Source organism: Halolamina rubra, from assembly GCF_000739555.1.
GTDB lineage: Archaea > Halobacteriota > Halobacteria > Halobacteriales > Haloferacaceae > Halolamina > Halolamina rubra.
The window spans coordinates 1-22,657 of record NZ_BBJN01000016.1 but is presented as its reverse complement, the minus strand read 5'-3'; the positions used below and the strand labels follow the sequence as shown (position 1 = coordinate 22,657).

Sequence of the window (22,657 nt, the reverse complement as noted above, 5' to 3'; positions counted from 1 at the left end):
CTACGTTCGCTGGCTTCCCAAACCGGCAATCGACTTCCGCTCTCGATTGGCACGGACGGCTCACGTCTGTCACGGAGAACGCGCCACTGCTCGCGCCTATTCGGCGGCGTCGGTGCCTTCGAGTCGGCGACCGAGGGCCGCCAAAAGGTCGTCCGGTCGACTGTCTACGGGAAGCGACTTCGTCTCCCCGTCGACGAGCTCCAGCCGGAGCGTTCCGTCCCCATCCGTGACGGATCTGACGTCGTCGTACGGGATCCGCTCCGTCTGGTCCCCCACCGTCCAGGTCCTGCTGAGCATGTCCATCGAACCGTCGTGGTGAACTGTGAGCGCGGCCTCACCGAGGGTGACGACGGTGAGGTCGTAGCGCTTCGAACGGTCGAAGCCGACCACGGAGTCTGAACCGACCGCAAGCGGGTGAATAGTGGACGTATCGTCCAGATCGAGTTCGTCCGCCACGGCGCGACGGACGCTCCTCATACCGTCGGCGAACGCATCCCCGCCGTGTCGGTTCACGGCCCGCACCCCGGCGACAACGATTCCCAGACCGGCGACCAGCACGCCGATTCCCAGTACAGTCCGGTCGGCCGCGAAGAGGAAATTGCCGCCCAACATTGCCGCGAGAATGACGGCCCAGGGCCACTGCCAGCCAACGGACCACACCCGTGTACGGGCCCCGACGTCGATCGTTCCCTCCTCAGACACGGGTTCTGTCATTGAACGAGTCCTGCTACGCGTTGGAGTGATAAAACACTATTGCATAAAATTCACAATACTCCCGTTAGTCACCCGTTCCCCAAGAAACGGACAGACGGTACTACGTCCCGGGTCGCCCCGGACAGCTCGGTTCGACAGCGGCTGACGCCGCTCGAACACGGCCGACGAGGAGCTCCAGAAGCTCGTCGAGCGACGACTCGAATGTCGTGATGGGGGGTCCGACAGTAGTTGGCCGCCGAGTCACGTCGCGGGCACTGGCGCCCGGTTGGGGAACCCCCGCGACTGGCGGGGGGTTCGACCCCCATCCCGTCTCACTCCGCTTTCGGGAGCGTCACCGTGAACACCGCACCCTCCGGCTCGTTGTCGTCGACCCGGATGTCGCCGCCGTACTGGTCGACGAGTGTCCGCGCGAGATACAGGCCGATCCCGGTGCCGCTGCTGTCGAGGCCCATCTCCCCCTTCCCGAAGATCGTCTCCCGCTGTTCGGCGGGGACGCCGGGGCCGTTGTCCGCGACACTGATGCACACGTCGTCCGGACGCTCCTCGACGGCGACCTCGACGATCGGCTGATCCTTGTCGTTGTGCTGCACGGCGTTGTTGAGGAGGTTCCGGAACACCGAGGGGAGCATCTCGTTGGCGCAGACGTCGACGTCCGGGATCGGCTCGTCGACGCGGATCTCCGCCCCCGGATGCGCCTCCCGGCGGAGCGTCACCTCGTGGGAGAGCTGCTCACGTAACCCGGTCGGATCCACGTCGACCGCCTCGTCGCTCGTCAGCGTCTCGACGTAGTCGCGGGCGATCTCGGTGAGTTCGACGATATGCTCGCCGCTGCGGAGGATCTTCTCGAGGTGGTCTGCGCCGTCGTCGTCGACGTGGTCTTCGAGCAGTTCGCCCCAGCCGAGCATGACCGCCATGTCGTTGCGGATGTCGTGACGGACGACGCGGTTCAACACCTCGAGCTCCTCGTTGACTCGTTCCAGCTCCTCCTCGTAGCGCTGGCGCTCGGTCACGTCGCGGACCGACGCGAGGTCGGCCGGCGCTCCCTCGTACTGGACGGCGGCACCACTGACTTCGGCGACGCGCTCGCCCCCGTTTTTGGTCTCGAACGTGAGCCGGTAGCGCGACGGCGGCGGGTCCGCATCGGGGTCGAGCCGTCGTTCGTACCGTTCCTGGACGAGTTGGCGGTCCTCGGGGGCGATCACGTCGGTGAAGGACCTCCCCCGGAGTTCGTCGATCTCGTAGCCAGTGATCTCCGCCAACCGGGCGTTGGCGAACACGAACTCGCCCCCCTGGATGATGCCGACGCCGTCGTGGCTCTGCTCGACGAGCGTCGCGTACTTCTCCCGCTCCTCGGCGAGCTCCTGTTCGCGGCGTTTCCGGTCGGTGATGTCGACGAACGACGACATCAGGGCGATCGGTTCCCCCTCGTCGTCGGTCACGTAGCTCGCCGAACAGTACGCCTCGAAGGTGGTTCCGTCCTCTCGAACGGCCGTGAGCTCGCCCTCCCAGCTCCCGCTCGCTTCTAACGCCTGTACGACGCGTTCGGCGGCCTCCGGATCGGCCCAGAACTCCGCGACGGAGCGGTCGAGAACGGCCTCCTTGTCGTCGTACCCCCACATGTCGCAGAAGGCCGTGTTCACCGACCGCAACTTCCCCTCGAAGCTCGCGATCGCGATGCCGCTCAGCGCGGACTGGCAGGCGTACTCGTAGATCTGGAGCTGTTTTTCGTGCTTCCGGCGCTCAGTCACGTCGCGGTTGACTGCAACGTACCCCTCGATGGCCCCGCGCTCGGACTCGATCGGGGCGATCGTCTGGTCGAGGATGACCGCTTCGCCGTCCTTGCGCTGGTCGATCATCTCGCGTTTCCACTGGCGGCCCGCTCGGATCGTGTCCCAGAGCTCGTCGTAGAACTCGTCGTCGTACTCGCCGGAGCTGAGGATCGACGGCGTCTCACCGATGGCCTCGTCCGCGCTGTAGCCAGTCACCGTCTCGAACGCGGGGTTGACGTACTCGATCGTGCCGTCGGTGTCGGCGATGTAGATCGCGTGGCCGGCGTGCTCCACGGCGGCTTTGAACTTCTTGAGGTCGCGCTCACGCCCCTTGCGCTGGGTGATGTCCTGGAACACCCCCCTGACGAGTTCCGTCTCTCCCTGGTCGTCCGTGCTGACCTCGCCCCGCGCACGAACGTCCCGGACCTCCCCGTCGGGACGCACGATCCGCAGCTCCATGTCGTACGACTCCCCCGCTTCGATCGCGCGGCTGACGGCGTCGCCGATCTCGTCGCGATCGTCGGGGTGGTAGAAGTCGAGTGCCGCCTCGAGAGTGGGCTCGTACTCGTCGTCGACGCCGTGGATACGGCGGATCCCGTCCGACCAGACGATATTCTCGGTCCGTGGGTCGTACTCCCAGACGCCGATGTCGGCGACGTCCTGCACTCGACTGAACAGGAACTCCTGTCGTTCGAGCTCCCGTTTCCGGCCTCGCTCGTCGGTGATGTCGCGGAACATCCACAGCCGGCCGTAGCTGCTGCCGTCGTCGCCCTCGACCGGCGCGGTGTAGCGATCGAACACGCGGCCGTCCGTGAGCCGGATCTCGTCGCGGCTCGTCTCCTCGGGGCGGTCGTAGTGCCGTTCGACGAACGCCTCGAACGCCTCGGGGTCGGCGACCTTTTCGTCGACGACCCAGTCCAACAGTGGTTCTTCGGAGTTCGTCTCGACGATCTCGTCCGGGAGCTCCCACATCTCGACGAAGCGGTCGTTGTGCGCCACCACGTTGCGGTCCTCGTCGACGACGAGCAGCCCGTCGATCGTCGCCTCCATCTGGGCCTCGAGCAGCGAGGACTGGTACTCGAGCTGGCGCTCCGTCCGCACCCGGTCGACCGCGTTCTCGATGCGGTTCGCCAGGATCGTGAACTGGTCGCCGTCGACGCTCTTCTGGAGGTACTCCGTGACGCCGGCCGATATCGCCTCGCTCGCGACGTCCTCGTTCCCCTCGCCGGTGAACAGCACGAACGGCAGGTCCGGATACCGCTCGCGGACGCTCGCCAGCAGCTCCAGCCCGTCCATGTCGGCCATCTGGTAGTCGCTGACCACGCAGTCGACACGCTCCTCGTCAAGTCGACGGAGCGCCTCGTCGCCGCTGGTCGCCGTCGACACGTCGAACGACGGTCGCTCCGCTTCGAGCGATTCGGCGGCCATCCTGAGGAAATCCGACTGGTCGTCGACGTGGAGAACAGAAACCGCCGATCCGCCGGTCCCCGGCGGGTGAGAACTGTCGCCGCTCTCGAAGGCAGCCATGGGAGCACGTTATCACGGAAACGGACTAAGCTTGCGGGGTAGGTGTAGTAAGACCATCATACCCGCGGACCACGCAGTCTCTGTGCACGGTGGTCGTGACTCCGGAACCGTGAACGCCGGCGAGTGACGCTCAGAACAGGCCGTGGTTCGACTCGTCCTCGTCGACCCACTGTTCCTGGACGAAACTTGTGCCCAACCCAAGAGCTATCACACGAACGTTGATTGGATAAGCCAGAGATGGAGCGACCACTCCTCGTCACTGACTTTCTCGACCGCGCACGCAAGTACTACGGCGACGAGACCGGCGTCGTCGCCGCCACGGGCGAGCGCTACACGTACGACGAGTTCGGCGACCGGGTCGACCGCTTCTCCGCACTCCTCCAGCAGCGCGGCGTCGAGAAGGGCGACCGCGTCGCCGTCCTCGACCCGAACACGCACTACCACCTCGAAGCCGCCTACGGCGCGATGCAGCTCGGCGCCATCCACACCCCGCTCAACTACCGGCTCACCCCCGAGACTTCGCGTACATCCTGAACGACGCCGGCGTCACCGCCATCTACGCGGATTACGCGTACGCCGAGAAGATCGAGGCGGTGCGGGACGAGGTTCCCGTCGAGACGTTCATCACGAACGACGCGGACGCCGTCGAGGGTGACTGGGACGACGTCGACGCCCAGCTCGCGGACACGGACCCGACGTACGACCGGCCGGCGATGGACGAGAGCGACGTGATCACGATCAACTACACGTCGGGGACGACGGGCGATCCGAAGGGCGTCTGCCGCACGCACCGGAACGAGACGCTGCACTCCTACCTCGTCGCCTACCACCAGAACATCCGGGACACCGACACGTACCTCTGGACACTCCCGATGTTCCACGTCAACGGCTGGGGGCACATCTTCTCCATCACCGGCGCCGGCGCCGTCCACGTCTGCACGCGCGGCGTCGACGCCGCCGACATCTTCGAGACCATCCGGGCCGAGGACGTCTCCTACCTCTGTGCGGCGCCGACGGTCCTGAACATGCTCCAGGACTACCACGCGGACAACGACGTCGAAACCACCGGGGACGCTCCCGTCCGCGCCGCGACCGCCGGCAGCGCCCCGCCCGAGGCCACGATCCGCACCGTCGAGGACGAGTTCGGCTGGGACCTTGTGCACGTTTACGGCGCCACCGAGACCGGCCCCCTCATCACCACGTCGGAGGCCGGCCGGCTGCTCGACGACGAGAACCGCTACTCGCTGAAGAAACGGCAGGGGATCGGCTTCCTCGGCACCGACGTCCGGGTCGTCGACGAGAACGGCGAGGAGGTCCCCTGGGACGACGAGACGATCGGCGAGATCGTCGTCAGCGGGAATCAGGTGATGGAGGGCTACTGGAACAAGCCCGAGGCCACGGAGGAAGCCTTCACCGAGCGACTCGAGGGGTACTACCACATGGGGGACTTCGCGGTCGTCGACGAGAACGGGTTCCTCTCCATCCAGGACCGGAAGAAGGACATCATCATCTCCGGGGGCGAGAACATCTCCAGCATCGAACTCGAGGACACGCTGTTCGACCACCCCGAGGTGAGCGACGTCGCCGTCATCCCGTCGCCACACGACGAGTGGGGTGAGACGCCGAAGGCGTTCGTCGTCCCCGAGTCCGGGGACCCCGACAACCCGGGCGTCACCGAGGACGATCTCGTCGCGTTCACCCGCGAGCACCTCGCCACGTACAAAGCGATTCGGCGCGTCGAGTTCGTCGAGAGCCTCCCGACGACGGCGACCGGGAAAGTCCAGAAGTACGAGCTCCGTGAGGAGGAGTGGGCGGACGAGGACTCGATGGTCGGGCAGGGATAGGCCGGCCAACTGATACAGTAGTTAAATCTGCCCACGGATTCAGCCCTGGGTGGAAGCCATATCCGGACTCATCGGAATCCACCTGTCCTGTGTCGGATCAGCCAGACTGGTCGGGGATAACTTCGGCGTGCGGAGCGTGGACCGGGAAAAGAAGCAGTAACACATTGCCTCTACGGTGCGTTCTCTCTCATTCAGTATCTTCCGCAACCCGGGGTTTTTCTCTATAGGAGCCACGAAAGTCGGCCCATGTCAGAACTTACCAGGGAGGACGTTCTCAATCTGGAGTATCCTAGTACTCCCGAGTGGAGTGCCGATGGGAGATACGTTGCCACAACTGTCCACACAGACGGCGACACCGAATTACACATCGCTCCAGTCGAGCAGCCTACCAACCCGTGGCGAGTCACGCCCGATGAGGGATCCGTGGGGACGATAGCGTGGGGTCCTGAACCGACGCCGAGTCGGCTCGCGGTGCTCTCGAGCGACGATGAGTTGTTGCTCGTCGACGCGGAGGACGAAACGGTCGAATTGCTGACTAGCCATGCGGACAGCGACGATCTCGCCTGGACTAGCAACGGTCAGTATCTCGCCGTCTACCGGGACGGACGGCCGACGGTTTTGGATCTGGAAGGGAATATCGATCACCGGTACGATGTTCCTAAGCGGGGGACTTTCCTCGGGGAGAGCGAGATGCTCTCTTGGGGCCCTACCGACCGGTATCTGGCCTTTCGGTTCGTCGACTTCGACACGAAGCAAGTCGGCGTCATCGACACCGATGCAGACGAACTCGTATGGCGAAGCCGCGAGCAGGCGTACTCGACAAGCACGCCGCAGTGGCTCGAGGAGGATCGACTGCTCGTTGATCGCTCGGGGGAACAGGGAACTGTTCGAGAGGTTGTCGCCATCGACGTTGATGATGGGTCCGAACAAGTGCTTTACCGTGAGGAGAACCGCGAGTACGGTACCCTCTCACGCGGTGCGCCGGCCATCTCCCCCGACGGCGACCGTATCGCGCTCGCACTCCCGGAGGACGGCTGGGAGCACATCCACGTCGTCGACGTCACGTCAGGCGAGAAATCCCAACTGACCGAGGGGGCGTTCGAGGACAAAGGCGTCGCCGATTCCCGTCCACGGTGGCTTTCCGACTCGGAACTCGTCTTCGCGTCGAACCGCGAGAACCTCGGTCGCCGCGGCATCTACGCAGTAGATCTCGACGGTGAAACACGAATGCTCGTCGCACCCGAGGGAACCAGCGTCCATCCCCGGCCTGCACCTGACGGCGACCGGCTCGCGTTTCTCTACTCCGGGAGGGCAAAGAGTCCCGAACTCCGACTCCTTAACCTCTCGGACGGGGACATGCACCGTATCACCCGTTCGAAAGTGAGCGAGTGGCCGGTCGAGCCCATCGAACCTGAACGAGTCAGCTTCGACTCCGTGGGCGGACTCGACGTCGAGGCGTACCTGCTCGACCCACGGAACTCCGACGCGATCGCCGACGACGCTAACGACCTCCCGGCAGTCGTCTGGGTCCACGGCGGACCGATGCGCCAGATGCGAGACGGGTGGCACCCCTCGCGGTCGTACGGGCTCGCGTATACCTTCCACCAGTACCTTGCCCACCAGGGGTACGTCGGGCTGTTCATCAACTACCGCGGCGGCATCGGTTACGGCACTGACTTCCGCAGAGCACTGATGGGGAACCGCGGCGACCACGAGATGGAAGACATCGTCGCCGGCGCCGATTACCTCCGCAACCTCGACTACGTGGGCGATGCAGTCGGTATGTGGGGGCTCTCTTACGGGGGCTACGCGGCGCTACAACTGCTCGGAACCCACCCATATGCGTTCGACGTGGCCGTCAATATCGCCGGTCTCGCTGACCTCGAACTGTACCGAGACTGGGCCGAGGCAACGAAGTACCCGAGTACGACTTCTTCGATGGCGGTTCGACTCGGTGGAGAGCCCTGGGAGGCCGAGGAGAATTGGGACGAAGCCAGCCCTGCGACGCACTTCGGGAACTACGAAAACCCCCTCTACAGCTTCCATGGGACTGGTGATCGATACGTCAACTTCGAGCAGTTAGATCTCGTCGTCGACGAGCTCCTCGAGACAGACGCCGATCACGAGTGGGAGTACTACCCAGATGAAAACCACGTCTTCTCGGACCGGGGTACCTGGAAACGGGCGTTCTCGAGGATCGAGACCGCGTTCGAGGACCACCTGCGCTGAGGATCGACCTTGTCGATTCAAATGTTTTCCGGCGTGATACCGTGGCCTGGTCCGGAAATCTCGTGGACTGGCCCCTCCGTCTGCGTCACGACATCCTCAGCCAGCAGGTGCGTACTGTCGAGGTCAACGTAGGAAAATGCCCCCATTCCGGCCACGACGTGGCTTGCCGTGTGAGTCCCGATCGAACTCTCGAGCATGCAGCCGATCATACACTCGAGGTTGGCTGCCTGGGCGATCGCTGCGATCTCCGCAACAGCCAACGGCCCAGACTTCCCGAGTTTGGCATTGATGACGTCGGCTGCCCCTTCCTCGACGACCCGAACCGCGTCTGCGGGCGTGAACACCGTCTCGTCGGCGGCTATCGGGATGTCAACGTGACGGCGTACATCGGCCAGCCCACACACGTCGTCGGCAGCAACCGGCTGTTCGATGAGTTTGAGATCTACCTCATGGGCTGTAACAGCGTCGGCGAAGGAGCGAGTCTCTTTCGGCGTCCACCCCTGGTTCGCGTCGACCTTGAGTGTCGTATTCGGGGCAACCTCCCGAACGGCTACAACGCGCTCGATGTCATCCTCCACGTCGGTCCCGGTCTTGATTTTGAGATTGTTGAACCCCGATTCAACGGCAGCCTCGGCACGGCGAACGGTCTCCTCCACGGATCCAATGGGAATCGTCATATCGGTCTCGACCGGCCGGGGAGTTCCGCCGAACAGCACCGAGAGTGGGATCTCGCGCTCGCGACAGCATGCGTCAAGGATCGCCGTTTCGACTGCGAGATTGGCCGACACCGCCCCGGGAAATGTGGAGCGGATGTCGTCGACGAGGCGACGGTAATCGCCTACCTGACGTCCCTCGACAACAGTCGCCGCGTCACGTGCAGTTGCGAGTGCGGCGGCCTGCGTCTCTCCGGTGACCGGCGCGAGCGGCGAGCCTTCACCGTAGCCGACGACGCCATCCGCGGTTTCGACCCGCACGAGGACGTTAGCTGCCTCGCGTTGGACGCCGAGGGAGATCTCGAAGGGTTCCGTCAACTCGAGATCCAGCGGCTCGGCAATGAGGTCGACAATCTCGCTCATCACTCCCTCCCCGCCGCGTTCTCTCCCGCTTCGAGATGCTTCCCAACGGTCCTCAGTAGTTCCTCGGGACCGTTTTCGTCATAAACATTGACTGCGGGGAGGCCGTGACGGTCAGATTCGGTAGACGGGTCACCCCAGGTCGACAGCGCGGCGACTGATGCCGCCGATAACTCCTCGATCAGCGCCTTTTCGGTCGCAACCCCTTCGACGGGGAACTGTTCGAAGTGAGTCCGACGGGTTCGGTCGGGGTCGTCAACGAGGACCACCGCGTCGGGCCAAGCGCCGTGGAGTACGCCGAGTGTGACCCCCGAGTAGCCCCGGTGGGTCAAAGACGCCTGTCCCTCGACTAGGACGAGGTCGTGCGCCTCAGCGACCGAGAGCACGAGATCTTCGACGACGCCGGCGACGAAGTCTGCGGGCACGCGGTCGACAACGACACCCGCCTGTGCACCGACCATGATTCCGGTCTGCCCCGTCGCGACCCAGCCGGCGTCCAGCCCCGATTGCTTCGCGGCACGGTAGAGTTCGAACGTTGTCGTGCGCTTCCCGACCGCACAGTCCGTTCCGAGCGTCAGCACTACGTCCGCGTCGACATCGTCGACAGCTCCGTCACCAACCCGTAGGTCGTCCTCACCTGGCGGCTTCCGCACGTCGAAGATGCGGACCTGGTGTTCGTCGGCCAATGAGGACCAGTGTTCGTCCTCGCTGAGGAACGTGTGGAGCCCGGAGACCACGTCGCAGCCAGCAGCCATCGCCGCCTCGATGTCGCTAACCCACGCGTCCGGGAGCTCTCCGCCCGCGGGTGCGACGCCGATAACCAGTGCTTCCGCTTCGGGCGCCGCCTCGAGCGCGTCGGCGACTGACGGCACGATGGGTACGTCCGGTGCGTCTGCCCGCTCGAGCACGTCCGCCGGGTGCTCGCCTGCCGATTCCGAGTCGACGACCGCGCGGGCATCGAACACCTCGCTGTGCAGCAAAACTCCGTGGGCGGTCTTCCCGCCGGGGTCACCGAACTCCTCTTCCGCGAGCACGATAGTCGGCACCGGCGTGTCGAAGCCGTCGTGAAGATTCATATCGACTCTTCGCCACTCCCCACAAAAATCCCACAACCTTCCATAGAAGGTCGGAACCTAGCGCAAGGATCACACGTCTATAAGCAGGTATATTACCCGACCGGTGTAACACATCAGACGAAACCCCCTGGCATAACCTGCTTTTCCAGTACCCCAGACCAACTTCCATCAAACAAATCAATGTCCGGATCGCCTAACGACGGGCGGAAACGGTCCCCCATCCCGGTCGACCGTGAGTCTGACAATAAAGAGCAGAGCGGAGCGTGGTTCTCCCGGTTGGTGCCGCAGCGACTGGGTCTTGCCGCACTCACCGTCGAGGTGCACGCTCCTGAGACCATCCAACTCGGTGAGCCAACAGCTTTCCACGTCGTTATTAGAAACCGAATTCCGTTCCCGGTAGTGGTTTCGACGGCGACAAGCCGACTCTGGGGATGGGGAGTCGATGGCATCGACGAGGCGGACAACCGCACCTTTACACCACCGGCCACGCAGCGACAAGTCAGATTCGGAGGGCGTGAGCGAAAGGTGTTCAGAGGAACGTGGGACGGCCGAATTTGTGAGGAACGGAACAACGAACCAGTGTGGGTCGACGCGCCGGGAGAACATACACTCACCGGCTATCTCGCAGTCGGCGACGCCGAGAAACACGGCCTTTCAGCAGCGACCGAGGTTCTCGTCGTCACCGAGTAGCGTGCGTTGACTGACGCGTTCGGCTTCCGAGATTGGTTCGAACTCCGTCACCACGTATAGGGCTCGCGCTCGGCATCCGGGAGGTGGCACGCTGACGTATGGCGTGAGGCGTCGGCGACCTGTTCCAGGTCGGGGACCGCCGTTTCACAGACGGACTGGTGCGTGTCGAGTTCCGCTTTTGCTGCGTCCCAGTCACCGTCCTCGGCGAGTGTGAATGCCTTTTCGACGGTGGACTGTGCGAGTCGCGGTAGTGAGACATCAAAGTACGTGGCGGGGTCGTCTGTCGGATCGACCGATCGCTCATCGAACTCCGTCTTGAACGTCACGTACTCGATATACTCCTCCCGGGAGAATCCGTCAGGTGGGATGATCTTCGGACACCGTGTGTGGAACTTGCAGCCCGACGGTGGATCACTGGGGCTTGGGACGTCGCCATGAAGTTCCGCACTCAGATCGCGGGAGGCGGGATCGGGGTTGGGTACAGCGTCCAGTAGTGCCCGCGAGTAGGGATGGTGGGGTTCAGCGAATAGTTTCGATGTCGGCGCTTTTTCCACGAAGTCACCGACGTACATGACGGCGATCCGGTCGGCGACCTGGCGAATCACCGAGAGGTCGTGAGTGATAAAGAGGTAGGTGAGCCCGTACTCGTCTTGGAGGTCATCCATCAGCGTAAGGATCTGCGCCTGGACACTCATGTCGAGCCCGCTTACGGGTTCGTCGGCGATGACCAAATCCGGGTTGATCGAAAGCGCTCGGGCGAGGTTGATACGTTGGCGTTGGCCGCCAGAGAACTCGTGCGGGTAGCGGTTGTAGAAGTCCTCTTCGAGCCCGACATCTTCGAGCAGTTCGAGCACGCGGTCACGCCGCTTGTCTTTGTCCCAGCCCGCCGCTTCGAGCGGATCAGCGATGATGCTCCCGATCTTCCGACGCGGGTTGAGGCTCGACTGCGGATCTTGGAAGACGATCTGGGCGTTCTTTCGGAACTGCTGGAGGGACGACGAGTCGAAATCCGAGATGTCCTCGCCTTCGAACACGATCGTCCCGTCGGTTGGCTGTTCGAGCCCCACGAGCGTCCGGGCGAGGGTTGATTTCCCACAACCGGATTCGCCGACGACGCCGAACGTCTCTCCACTATGGAGGTCGAAGTTGACGCCGTCTACTGCACGGACCTTCGTGTCATCCAGAGTGAGAGGAAATCCACCGCTACGGTTCAGTTTGACCGAAGAAATGAAACCCGTGTTGACGGGGAAATGTTTTTTGAGACCCCGTACCCTGAGGAGGGGTTGGTCCTGTTCAACAGGACTCTCTCCACGGGATTCCCGCTCCGTTCCTGTCGTCGCATCGTGAAGGCTACTCATCGTATGCACCTCGGGAGCCGCTCGTCGAATCGGTCTCCGCTGCCCCGGAATCGAGATGGAGCGCGGGCTCCTCTCTCTCGAACTGTTCATCATGGAGTAGACAGGCGCTATCGTGGTTCTCCCCGACCTGAATGCGGGGCGGTTCATACCGCCCGCATTCGTCGAATTCGCGAGGACACCGTGTTCGGAACCGGCATCCTGACGGAGGGTCAACGGCACTCGGCATCGTCCCCTGGATCGGTTCCAGTTCCGATACGTCTCTATCGGGCGTAACGACGGAGCGCATCAGCATCTGCGTGTAGGGGTGATGTGGATCCTGGTAGAGCTCGTCGTACGGCGCCGATTCGACGATCTTGCCGAGATACATTACGGCGACCCGATCACACACCTCCCGAACGACCCCGAGGTCGTGGGTGACGTAGACGATCGCAGTACCGTACTTCTCTTGAATCTCTTCGAACAGTTCGATGATCTGTGCCTGGATCGTGACGTCCAGTGCCGTCGTTGGTTCGTCGGCGATGATGAGCTTTGGGTCACACGACAGCGCCATCGCGATGAGGACGCGTTGACGCATCCCGCCGGAGAACTCGTGGGGATACTGGTCCGCACGTTGTTCAGCGTCCGGAATTCCAACGTCGTCCAATAGCGTAACAGCACGCTCCCATGCTTCCGCCTCCGTTCGGTCGGTGTGGTACTCGACGACCTCGGCGATCTGACTCCCGACCGTGTGCACGGGATTGAGCGCCGACATCGGGTCCTGGAAGACGAACGAGATATCGGACCCGCGAACGTTCTGTCGAAGCTCTTGCTCTGACATCTCGTGCAGCGCTTGACCGTCGAAGTAGATCTCCCCGTCGACGACCTTCCCCGGGACGTCGATGAGCCCGAGAAGGCTTTTGACGGTCACGCTCTTGCCGGCCCCGCTTTCTCCAACGAGACCCAGGGACTCGCCGGCCTCGACCTCGAAGTCGACGCCGTCGACGGCGCGGACGATCCCGGCCTCCGTGTAGAAGTACGTCCGGAGATCCGAGACTTCGAGGAGGCTCACTGGCGTTCACCCCCGTCAGTTGCGTCGTTCCGGGCATCCTTCCCGGACAATGCCGTGCCCGCGAGCCAGTCGTCAGATCCGACCGGGTCGGCCTTCGTCGGGTCTGCGACGCGGTCGGCGTACTCCTCAAGTGCCTCCATCTTCGGCGACCGAAGGCTCGTTCGCGGGTCCATCGCATCACGGAGGCCGTCGCCGAGCATATTGAATCCCATCACGGTAATGAAAATCATCAGGCCCGGGAAGATGGCGACCCAGGGGGCGATCAACAGCGCCGACTGGGCGGTGTTGAGCATCCGTCCCCACGATGCAGTCGGGGGTTGGACACCGAACCCCAGGAAGGACAGTGCCGCGGCGCCGATGATGACGCTCCCCATGGAGAGGGTTGCCTGGACCAGTACTGCTGAGAGCCCGTTCGGGATGATCTCTCGGAAGAGGATCTTGTAGTTCGATAGTCCGGCAGCCTTTGCTGCGTCGATGTACTCCTCCTCACGAATCGAGAGCACTTCCGACCGGATAACGCGGGCGTATGCGGGGATACCGATGATCCCGTAGGCGAAAAAGAGGTTGTAGATGCTCGGTCCCAGAATCGCCATCATCGTCATCGCCAGGACCAGCCCGGGAATCGAGTAGAGCGTCTCGAGTGCCCGCATGATGATGTCGTCGACGTAGCCACCCTTGTAGGCGGAAAACGCTCCGAGGGTGACGCCCCCGAAGAACCCGATGCCTACCGCGATGATTCCGATCGCAAGCGCAACCCGACTGCCGTAGATGATGCGAGCCAGGACGTCCCGGCCGTACTGGTCAGTGCCCATCGGATGCTCCATCGACGGCGGGGCATAGATCTGGAGCGTGTTCATCTCGTGTGGGTCCGCAAACAACGACTTGATGATCGCCTTGTCTAACAGGACGATATCGACCGTCGAGACGATTGCCATGACGAGCAACAGGCTGACGATCAGGAGCCCGCCCATTGCCGTCCCGCTGTGGCGTAGCTCCTTGATCGTCGCCAGAATGCCACTCTCCGTCTCGAACTCCTTGTTCTGAATGTTGGTGGATGTATCCGTACTCATATCAATCGTATCGGATCCGCGGATCGATGTACGCGTACGCCAAGTCAGTGATCAATACGCCGATCAGGAACAAAATCGCGAAGAAAATGTTTAACCCGATAATGACTCCGTAATCCTGCTGCAGGAGGCCGTTGTATCCGAGTCGTCCCATCCCGGGGATGGCGAAAATTTGCTCAATGACGACACTCCCGTCCAACAGGAACGACAGTTGAAGTCCAATGATCGTCACGAGCGGGAGCAATGCATTCCGGAAGGCGTGTTTCAGAAGGATTCTGCGTTCGGGGAGCCCGTATGCGCGGGCCGTCTGAACGTAATCCTTCGAAAGCTCTTCGACCATGCTCGATCGGGTCATCCGCATGAGTGTCGCGGTCTGTGCGGTCGCGAGCGTGATTACGGGTAGAATGAGATGTTTGATTGAGGCAACCGGATCCTGTGTGAAAGGGACATACCCTGATGCCGGGAGGACGTCGAACTGATACGCCATGATGAAGATGAGCATCAGTCCGAGCCAGAAATTCGGCGTGGAGAGCCCTGCCAACCCGAAGAACCGGGAGACGTGATCCCCCAGTTCGTTGTGCGTCGCTGCCGCGTACACACCGAGGAGTAACGCGCTGGGTAGCGCGATGGCATACGAGAGCCCCATAAGCGTCACTGTCGGCCCCAGTCGCGCCAGCATCAGTTCCGATACCGGTTCCTTTCGCACGAACGACTCGCCGATGTTTCCGTGGAGCAGTCGCCACAGGTAATCCAGGTACTGCTTCCAGAGTGGTTGATTGAAGCCATACTCCGCTAACAACTCCTGCTCAAGGGATTGACTCGGATTCAACCCTAGGTAGATGCGTACCGGATTTCCTGGAAGCGCATGAACCATGACGAACGTCAGTGAGAACACTCCCAGGAGGACCGGAATGATCTGCAGGATCCGTCGTGCCGAATATCTGTATATACTCATTGGGGGCTCGTTGTCTGGTTGAACGTGGAGTGGAGGGCTGTCTTACCCGTCAGAGAGGTACGCGTTGTTCCACTGGTTGATAAGTGGTTGTTCCAGGAAGGCAGTCGGTTCGTAGTTTTCAACGCTATTTCTCCACGCGAGCATCGACTGCTCCGAGTACACCGGGATGTGCGGGTACTGGCCCTGCCAGAATTCGGCGAGATCAATGTATAGTTCTCGGCGCTCCTCCCGGTCTTGGATCCGCCTCGCCCGTCGGATCTTCTCGTCGACCTCCTGCATTCGGGAGTCACTGACCTCGTCGTTCTGATAGAGGAACGAGGCGGAGGCATTGCCTGCAATCCCTTCCGAGAGGCCTCCCTCGTCATTCCGGAGGTCACGGAACAGGTAGTAGAAGAATCCGTCCGGGTCCTGTCCGCCAGCCCAACCGTAGATCGTGACGTCGAACTCGCCCGTATCGAGGTCGTTGAGCCACTGGCCGATCGTCACCTCCTGCACTTCGGAGTCGATGCCGATGTTGTTGAGTTCGTTCTGTAACATCACCGCCATATTCTTGAACTGTGCCGACGCCAGCGAGGACATGTGGATGGTCTTGTCGAACCCGTCACCGTAGCCAGCTTCTTCAAGAAGCTCCTGGGCTCGCTCAGGGTCCCGTTCGGGGTAGTATTGGTCGTCCCACTCCTCCCAAGGGAGATCCCATCCCTCGTTGACCGATTTGGGCATGAAGCCGTAGGACCGGCTCCCGAGTTCGCCCTTCGTCGTTTGGAGCATATCGTCGTAGTCGACGAGGTACTGCATCGCCTCCCGGACCTTCCGGTTGTTGAAGGGCTCCCGCATCGCGTTGAACATGAGCCCGTTGTAGTCAAGCTGTGAGATGGTCTTCGTGGTGATATTGGACTCGTCCCGTGCCTTCTGAATCAAGTTCTTGGGGACGCTTGCCTCGTGAAGCTCCCCTGTCGCCAGCTCGACGAACTGCACTTGGGGTTCCGGGACGATCCGCATTCGGTACTCCTCGATGTTTGGCGCTTCGAGGAAGTAGTCCGTATACCGCTCCAACAGAACGTGAGACGCCGACTCGTGCTCGGCGAATTGGAAGGGCCCTGTCCCAATGGGGTTATTGCCGAACTCTTCGGGCCCCATTTCCTCGGCCGCCCCTTGCGGGACGATTGCCGCGTTCATTCCGGCGAGCGTGAGCTTGAACAACGCGTACGGATACTTCAGGTTGAACCGGACCGTGTAGGTGTCCGTCGCCTCCACGGAGTCAATGAACGACACGGCGGCCCGGTTTGGCGAGGCATTGTCAGGGTTCAGGACCCAATTGAACGAGTACGCAACGTCCTCCGCGGTCAGCTCCGTACCGTTATGGAACATGACGCCCTCTCGGAGCTTGAAGTCGAACGTCGTCTCGTCAACTTCCGTGGGTTCGGATTCTGCCAGGTGTGGGACGATCTCACCCCCATCGGGGCTGACAGTCATCAGCGTGTCGAACACGTAGTGAAGGAACGAGTTGGCCCAGGCCAGCTCGTTCATCCGTGGGTCGAGCGTTGGTGCGTCCTCGCTAGTTGCCCCAACGAAGGTCCCGCCCACCCGGGAGTTTGGACTCTCTGTTGAGTCAGTGCCGTCACCGGTGCCTGGGTTTGGTGACGGTTCGGGGGTTCCATCGTCCGCCGTGTTCTGCCCTCCGCAACCTGCCAGGAATGCGATACCACCTGTCGCCCCAGTCATACTGAGGAATTTCCGTCGGTTGAAGTTATCGTCGGTCATTGTGGGTAATCACATGGGGGAACCATGCGGTACTGTCCCAATGGTTCCTAACAGAATCAATGAAGGTAGTGGCTAGCATACTAGGGAGCGTCAACCGACGACTGATTGCACTTACTCATACTAGGATCGCCATTTACAACGACTCCAACTATTCACAGCCTGTGACGACTACCCATTCGCTCACCCAGCGGGCAACTATGATCGCGTACCGATTTTGGCCAGTCGCTCGATACACCGAGTTGAGGCGGAGGAATGCAGCATGACGGACGTCCCCTCCGCAGTCAGCGATCTGCAACTCCCCGGAGCGTCACTATCTGTCCTCGCAGTCGAACGGTCATCCGGTGACCGGCTCGTTCAGAACACGCCGGATCGTGCCCTCGCACCCGCTTCGAACACGAAACTCGTCACAGCCGGGCTAGCCTTAGAGTACCTCGGCCCAGACTGGCAGTTTGAGACACAGGTGCTCGGACCGGAACCCGAGAACGGTGACGTCGATGGCGATATCGTGCTCGTCGGAGACGGTGCCCCCGATCTGGATCAGTCGGTGCTTTCGAACCTCGCTGCGGACGTTACTCGGCAGATATCCCGAGTTACAGGAGACATCGTCATTGACGGAACCATGTTCCCGGACGGGGAGGTCGGACCAGGGTGGACGTGGGGTGATACTCGGTACTACTACGGCGCTCGAAGCAGTGCAGTCGCACTCAATCGGAACCAAGTCACCGTTACTGTAACCTCGAACGCGGGTGATCCATCGATTTCTGTCCAGCCGGAAACACCGACGATCGAGATAGCTGCCACCGTGACAGTCGATGGAACAGCTGTCGAGGACGATCTACAGATATTCACTGATTCGGATACAGGAACGATAACCGTCAAAGGAGCAGTTCCACCTGAAGCCACACCGATCGAAGAATCTGTTCCCGTTCCTTCCCCGGAACGACACACCGGGCTAGCCTTTCAAGAAGCACTTGACGAAGCCGGCGTCGAAATCGAGGGGAAAGTCCGGGTACGCGATAGGGCTGACGATAGGCAAGCAGCTAGCGATCCATCCGTTTTCGCACGGGTGGATTCCTCTCCATTGCGAGAACTCGTCAGGGAGATGAACGTCCCTTCTGACAACTTCATCGCTGAGCAGATTGCCCGAAGGGTGGCTCACGAAGCGACTGGTGACGGTACTTGGAGTGGATGGGAGTCACTGGTAGAGAAACATTTCGACTCGCTTGGGACTGAGACGGTCCGTATCCGTGACGGCTCGGGATTATCCAGATACAACCTCGTCCCTGCAAAGGCTATCGTCGCCCATCTCAGGTGGGTTGACGACCAACCTTGGCGGTCCGCCTTCTTCGACTCGCTACCTACACCGGGTACCGGAACGTTGGATTCGCGTCTCGAAGGGGTTCCCGTCGCAGCAAAAACTGGTACAATCACGGGAACGAGTGCGCTCTCAGGGGTCGTTCGCCGGGAGACGGAACCGGACGTAATCTTCAGCGTACTACACGGCGGACTTACTCAGGGGGGGAGTGATAAAGCAAGGACGGTACAGAACGCCTTTGTTCGGTGGCTCGCGGACTACGCTGACTGAGGCTGTCTCTTCAGAGACGTTTCTGTCGGATCTGAATCTCATCAAGCACCCTGTGGATGATCTTTTGCTCTCCCTGTCGAAGGTGTTCGAGGAACGTGGGACCACTGACGCCAGCGTTCTCGGCGATATCGTTTGCCGAGACGTCACGAGGCCAGTTGTAGTATCCCTCGTCGCGTGCGTTGAAGAGGACTTCCCGCTGTCTGGGTGAGAGGTTCTCCGAAATACTGTTAACCACATCCGCAAACATCAATCCCTCAGTCGGGTCGACCTGTTCGATAGCGTCCACTTCGACGTCGTACTCCGACCGCAACGACTCCAGCACATCACTGAGAGCGTCCACCTGGACCATTACGCGCCAGTGCTCTTTTCCTTCAGTAATATGGACAGGCGCGATTGGCATGAACTCGGACCGGACGATCTCTGGCACGATACTACTCTCACTGGCGTAATTGACGACGACCCGCGCCCGTTCATCTGACTGCTTCAGTACAGCAACGTTGTTGACGACAGCCGACTCGTCGATCGCGGCGATGAACTCGTCCATCGACGTATCGCCCTTGGTGATTAGGATAAAATCACCCTTGATGATATCGTTTGCTGGGTACAGTGATTTTTCGATGATGTGCGTCTTTGGATGGGCGTCCGTCGTTTGGAGGGTCCAGCACCCGGAGTGCCACAGGCTCATTTTGACCTGTTGATAATCCCTCCCGGAGCTGGGTTCCTCGTTAACATGCGTGATGCTCATGTGACGACATAATGCAGTACATGGATTAACAATTTTGAATGGTTATTGTCACGAATCGGCGGTAGCCGAAATGAGCGGACCCAGCATGCAAGGGGCAATGCCTTTGCCCGGTCTGGGAAACCACAGTTCCATGACCGACAAGGGTCGAAACAGGTCCATCGCGAGGCCAGAAGTGGGTTCGAGTCAGGGTGCTTGGCTCGAAGGGCAGGGAGAGGGCTTGCTTACAGAGTACGGATCCCCGCTGTTCGTGCTCGACGAAACTGAACTCCGGCAGAACTACCGTGATCTGCGAAACGCACTCGACGAACACTATCCAGATACGACCGTCCACTTCGCTGCCAAGGCGAACTACAACCTCGCCGTTCTTTCGGTCCTCCGCGACGCGGGCTGTTCGGCCGAAGCCTACGCACGATGTGAGTTCGACGCCTGTACCCGCGCTGGATTCGCTCCGGCCGATATTCTCCTCACCGGCATGAATCGACGACCAGATGATATCGAACGTGCGCTCGAGGCGGGAGTCGAGTATCTACTCGTGGATAACGCGGCGGAACTGGAACGGGTTATCGAGGCCGCCGGGGAAACGAATACCCACCCGCGTGTACTCGTCCGGACCAATCCGTCGATGGATGTCCCGACGCACCCCGACATCGCGACAGCGACTCACGAAAGCAAGTTCGGGTTAGACGTCGCATCCGGGCGAGCAATGGACGTTGCCAGATCGGCGGCCGCATGTGATCGGATTGAACTGGCCGGGATCCAGTTACACATCGGGAGTCAACTCCGGAGTACAGAGCCGTACGTCGTCGCCGCTCGCGAAATGCTGGCGTTCGCTGCCGATATCCGTGCGGAGACGGGTACAACGATCGACGTACTGGACTTAGGTGGCGGCTTCCCCGTTGCCTACGACGAGGCCGTCCCGGAAACCGCCGACGTACTGGCGGCGCTCGGCCGAGCCATCCGCGACGCGGCCGCCACCCACGACCTCCCCGAACCTCACCTGTTCCTTGAACCCGGGCGTCGGCTCGTTGCCAGTGCAGCAAGCCTCGTAACGACAGTAGGATCGGTAAAGGAGACGCCGTATGCAACGTTCGCAGTCCTCGACGCCGGGACGAACCTCGTCTCGAGTCACTGGCCCCATCCCGTACAGGCACTGACAGCGGAAGGCCCGGAACGAGAGTACGATATCGTCGGCCCGCTGTGTTACACCGGGGACGTACATCGAGAGGGTGTCACCCTCCCTGAGCTCAGCGCGGGCGACGTGGTGTCGCTGAATCGGGTCGGCGCATACTCGATCGGTGACGCTTCACACACGAACGCCGACCCCAAGCCGGCAGTAGTCATGCGACGTGTCGATGGCGGTATCGACCTCATCAGAGAACGCGAGACTTGTGCCGACATCCTCGGTCTGGACCGGATCCCTACCGACTTGACGGAAGTCGAGAACGCGACCACGAACTGATCCCCGTCCAAGCATGCGGGTGTGTACACTTATTTTGAGGAGGATCCCATCACTGTACCGATGAAGGTGTTCATCTCGGCGGACATGGAGGGAATCACCGGCGTCGCCGCGGCCGAAGACGTCGTGAAGGGCGAACCAGAGTACGAGCGCGGCGTCGATCTGCTCCACGGCGATGTCAACGCCGCAGTCGAGGGTGCAGTCGATGCCGGCGCCGACGACGTACTGGTCAACGACTCCCACTCGTCGATGCGGAATCTCGACCGCGAGCGGCTCGACGATCGGGCCGATCTGATCCGCGGCAACACGAAGCCACGATCGATGATGGAGGGGCTCACTGACGAGTTCGGCGTCGCACTGTTCGTCGGCTACCACGCGAAGGCCGGCACCCCCGAAGCCGTCCTCAATCATACCTTCTTTGGGCACGCTCTGCAGTCGCTCTGGGTCGACGACACCGAAGTCGGTGAACTCGGGTGGAACGCACGGCTTGCGGGGTCGCTTGGCGTCCCGGTCGGTCTCGTTACTGGTGACGACGCGACAGTTACCGAGGCGCACGACGAACTCACATCCCCCGAGACGGTGCAAGTGAAAGAGGGGATTGACCGTTTCAGTGCCCGGTGTCGCCCGGCCGCGGCCACGCAGCCAGCGATCACTGCGGCCAGTTGTCGAGCCGTGGAACGGGCTGCGGACGGAGCCCTCTCGCCGGCCCAAGCTGAAGGGCCGGTGACGATCACGGCTTCGTGGGCGACGACGAACCAAGCGGGAAGCGCCGCGGGCGTACCGGGTGTCGACCGCCTAGACGGCCGTCGGACAGCCGTGACTGCTGAGGCCTATTCCGATGCGTACGATGCAACGGTCGGAATGCTCCGTGCCGGTGGCTCAGGGACGGACGAACACTACGGATAGCCAGACAGCGTGCGGCGTCGTCTCGACGTACTGCCGACGAGGGGCGTCTGTCGCTGTGGCTTGCTTAGACCCGGACTGTTTTGCGGGCAGTCCCCCATCAGCCCCCATGGAGATCGACGAGGCCGACTTGGAAGCGTTCGTGTCGGCGCGGGGGGCGCCGAGTAACGAGTACGATGTCGCCGACGCGTTCGTTGAGCGAATCGAGGACTACGTCGACACAATCGACCGCGACGCGCAGGGCAACGTCGTCGCGACCAGTGAGGGAGCAACCGACGACGCCCTCGAAGTGATGCTCGCGGCCCACACGGACGAACTGGCCCTGCTCGTGGACGACGTCACCGACGATGGCTTCTTGGAGTACACGAAACTCGCTGGCCACTACAAGGGTAACTTCCCTGGCCAGCGAGTCGTGGTCGGCCCGGACGACGTCCTCGGCGTCATCGGGCCGAAGTCTCGCCACTACATGAGTGAGGAGGAGAAGGAGACCGTCGACGAGCAGTCACTCGCGATCGACGTTGGCGCAGACTCCCGAGAGGCGGTCGCAGCGTTGAACGTCGAACCCGGCGACTTCGCGACGTGGGACCGTGAGTACGAACACCTGTCGAACGGCCGGATAACGGGGCGTGCGCTTGACGACCGGATCGCCCTGGCGATCCTCGTCGCCGTGGCTCGAGCAACCGAGACGGACGCAACGGTTCACTACGCCGCCACCGTCCAGGAGGAGATGGGTCTCCGAGGAGCCCGGATGGTCGGCCACGCCGTCGATCCGGACGTCGGGATCGCCCTCGAAATATTCCCCGCAGACGACTACCCTGCAGCCGACGAACCCGCCCCGTCAGCCAAACTCGGCAAGG

The 22,657-nt window shown here is 61.8% G+C and carries 16 protein-coding genes and 1 pseudogene; 7 read left to right on the top strand and 10 right to left on the bottom strand.

Annotated features, from left to right (window positions below):
• Positions 1 to 96 precede the first annotated feature (96 nt).
• Positions 97 to 702, bottom strand: coding sequence for a hypothetical protein (locus ACP95_RS04745; RefSeq protein WP_154018438.1), 606 nt, complete (start codon positions 700 to 702; stop codon positions 97 to 99).
• A 323-nt stretch (positions 703 to 1,025) separates the two neighbouring features.
• The gene (locus tag ACP95_RS04740) at positions 1,026 to 4,010 is read right to left on the bottom strand and encodes a PAS domain S-box protein (protein WP_049980104.1); all 2,985 of its coding nucleotides are present in this window, start codon (positions 4,008 to 4,010) and stop codon (positions 1,026 to 1,028) included.
• A gap of 237 nt (positions 4,011 to 4,247) precedes the next feature.
• Here ACP95_RS04740 and ACP95_RS04735 point away from each other — a divergent pair.
• A pseudogene (locus ACP95_RS04735) lies at positions 4,248 to 5,854 on the top strand (long-chain-fatty-acid--CoA ligase).
• Between the two features lie 246 nt (positions 5,855 to 6,100).
• Positions 6,101 to 8,083 carry a S9 family peptidase gene (locus tag ACP95_RS04730; protein ID WP_049980103.1) on the top strand — a complete coding sequence of 661 codons (1,983 nt, stop codon included), beginning with the start codon at positions 6,101 to 6,103 and terminating at the stop codon, positions 8,081 to 8,083.
• 17 nt (positions 8,084 to 8,100) lie between these two features.
• On the opposite strand, the gene ACP95_RS04725 is transcribed toward ACP95_RS04730, so the two are convergent.
• Both ACP95_RS04725 and ACP95_RS04720 read right to left on the bottom strand, forming a co-directional pair.
• Positions 8,101 to 9,159 carry a dipeptide epimerase gene (locus ACP95_RS04725; RefSeq protein ID WP_049980102.1) on the bottom strand — a complete coding sequence of 353 codons (1,059 nt, stop codon included), beginning with the start codon at positions 9,157 to 9,159 and terminating at the stop codon, positions 8,101 to 8,103.
• Positions 9,159 to 10,232 (bottom strand): DUF1611 domain-containing protein, encoded by a 1,074-nt coding sequence (locus ACP95_RS04720; RefSeq protein WP_049980101.1) that lies wholly within the window; start codon positions 10,230 to 10,232, stop codon positions 9,159 to 9,161. Before ACP95_RS04720 ends, ACP95_RS04725 begins: the two co-directional genes overlap by 1 nt.
• A 399-nt stretch (positions 10,233 to 10,631) precedes the next feature.
• Here ACP95_RS04720 and ACP95_RS15560 point away from each other — a divergent pair, with 399 nt between their 5' ends.
• Positions 10,632 to 10,922, top strand: coding sequence for a hypothetical protein (locus ACP95_RS15560; RefSeq protein WP_154018437.1), 291 nt, complete (start codon positions 10,632 to 10,634; stop codon positions 10,920 to 10,922).
• Between the two features lie 47 nt (positions 10,923 to 10,969).
• Here ACP95_RS15560 and ACP95_RS04715 read toward each other — a convergent pair whose 3' ends face one another.
• Genes ACP95_RS04715 through ACP95_RS04695 form a run of 5 tightly spaced genes read right to left on the bottom strand, consistent with a single transcriptional unit; the run spans position 10,970 to position 17,111 of the window.
• Entirely contained in the window at positions 10,970 to 12,280 is a 1,311-nt protein-coding gene (locus ACP95_RS04715) for an ABC transporter ATP-binding protein (RefSeq protein WP_049980100.1), read from the bottom strand.
• Complete coding sequence (locus tag ACP95_RS04710; RefSeq protein ID WP_049980099.1) at positions 12,273 to 13,328, bottom strand: ABC transporter ATP-binding protein; 1,056 nt, start codon at positions 13,326 to 13,328, stop codon at positions 12,273 to 12,275. Before ACP95_RS04710 ends, ACP95_RS04715 begins: the two co-directional genes overlap by 8 nt.
• Entirely contained in the window at positions 13,325 to 14,398 is a 1,074-nt protein-coding gene (locus ACP95_RS04705; RefSeq protein ID WP_082224561.1) for an ABC transporter permease, read from the bottom strand. The genes ACP95_RS04710 and ACP95_RS04705 overlap by 4 nt, the downstream gene beginning before the upstream one ends.
• 1 nt (position 14,399) lies before the next feature.
• On the bottom strand, positions 14,400 to 15,350 hold the full coding sequence (locus ACP95_RS04700) for an ABC transporter permease (protein WP_049980098.1): 951 nt from the start codon (positions 15,348 to 15,350) through the stop codon (positions 14,400 to 14,402).
• 42 nt (positions 15,351 to 15,392) lie between these two features.
• Entirely contained in the window at positions 15,393 to 17,111 is a 1,719-nt protein-coding gene (locus ACP95_RS04695; RefSeq protein ID WP_049980097.1) for an ABC transporter substrate-binding protein, read from the bottom strand.
• A 259-nt stretch (positions 17,112 to 17,370) separates the two neighbouring features.
• Here ACP95_RS04695 and dacB point away from each other — a divergent pair, with 259 nt between their 5' ends.
• On the top strand, positions 17,371 to 18,696 hold the full coding sequence (dacB, locus tag ACP95_RS15160; RefSeq protein ID WP_082224560.1) for a D-alanyl-D-alanine carboxypeptidase/D-alanyl-D-alanine endopeptidase: 1,326 nt from the start codon (positions 17,371 to 17,373) through the stop codon (positions 18,694 to 18,696).
• 10 nt (positions 18,697 to 18,706) lie between these two features.
• Here dacB and ACP95_RS04690 read toward each other — a convergent pair whose 3' ends face one another.
• Complete coding sequence (locus tag ACP95_RS04690) at positions 18,707 to 19,441, bottom strand: helix-turn-helix domain-containing protein (protein WP_049980096.1); 735 nt, start codon at positions 19,439 to 19,441, stop codon at positions 18,707 to 18,709.
• Positions 19,442 to 19,571: 130 nt separating this feature from the next.
• On the opposite strand from ACP95_RS04690, the gene lysA reads away from it, so the two are divergent.
• The 3 genes from lysA to ACP95_RS04675 all read left to right on the top strand — a co-directional run.
• A complete protein-coding gene (gene lysA, locus ACP95_RS04685) occupies positions 19,572 to 20,900 on the top strand; it encodes a diaminopimelate decarboxylase (RefSeq protein ID WP_082224559.1) in 1,329 nt (442 codons plus the stop codon).
• Positions 20,901 to 20,960: 60 nt separating this feature from the next.
• Positions 20,961 to 21,803, top strand: coding sequence for a M55 family metallopeptidase (locus ACP95_RS04680; protein WP_049980095.1), 843 nt, complete (start codon positions 20,961 to 20,963; stop codon positions 21,801 to 21,803).
• A gap of 106 nt (positions 21,804 to 21,909) precedes the next feature.
• A partial coding sequence (locus tag ACP95_RS04675; RefSeq protein WP_049980094.1) for a peptidase M42 occupies positions 21,910 to 22,657 on the top strand: 748 nt, incomplete at its 3' end.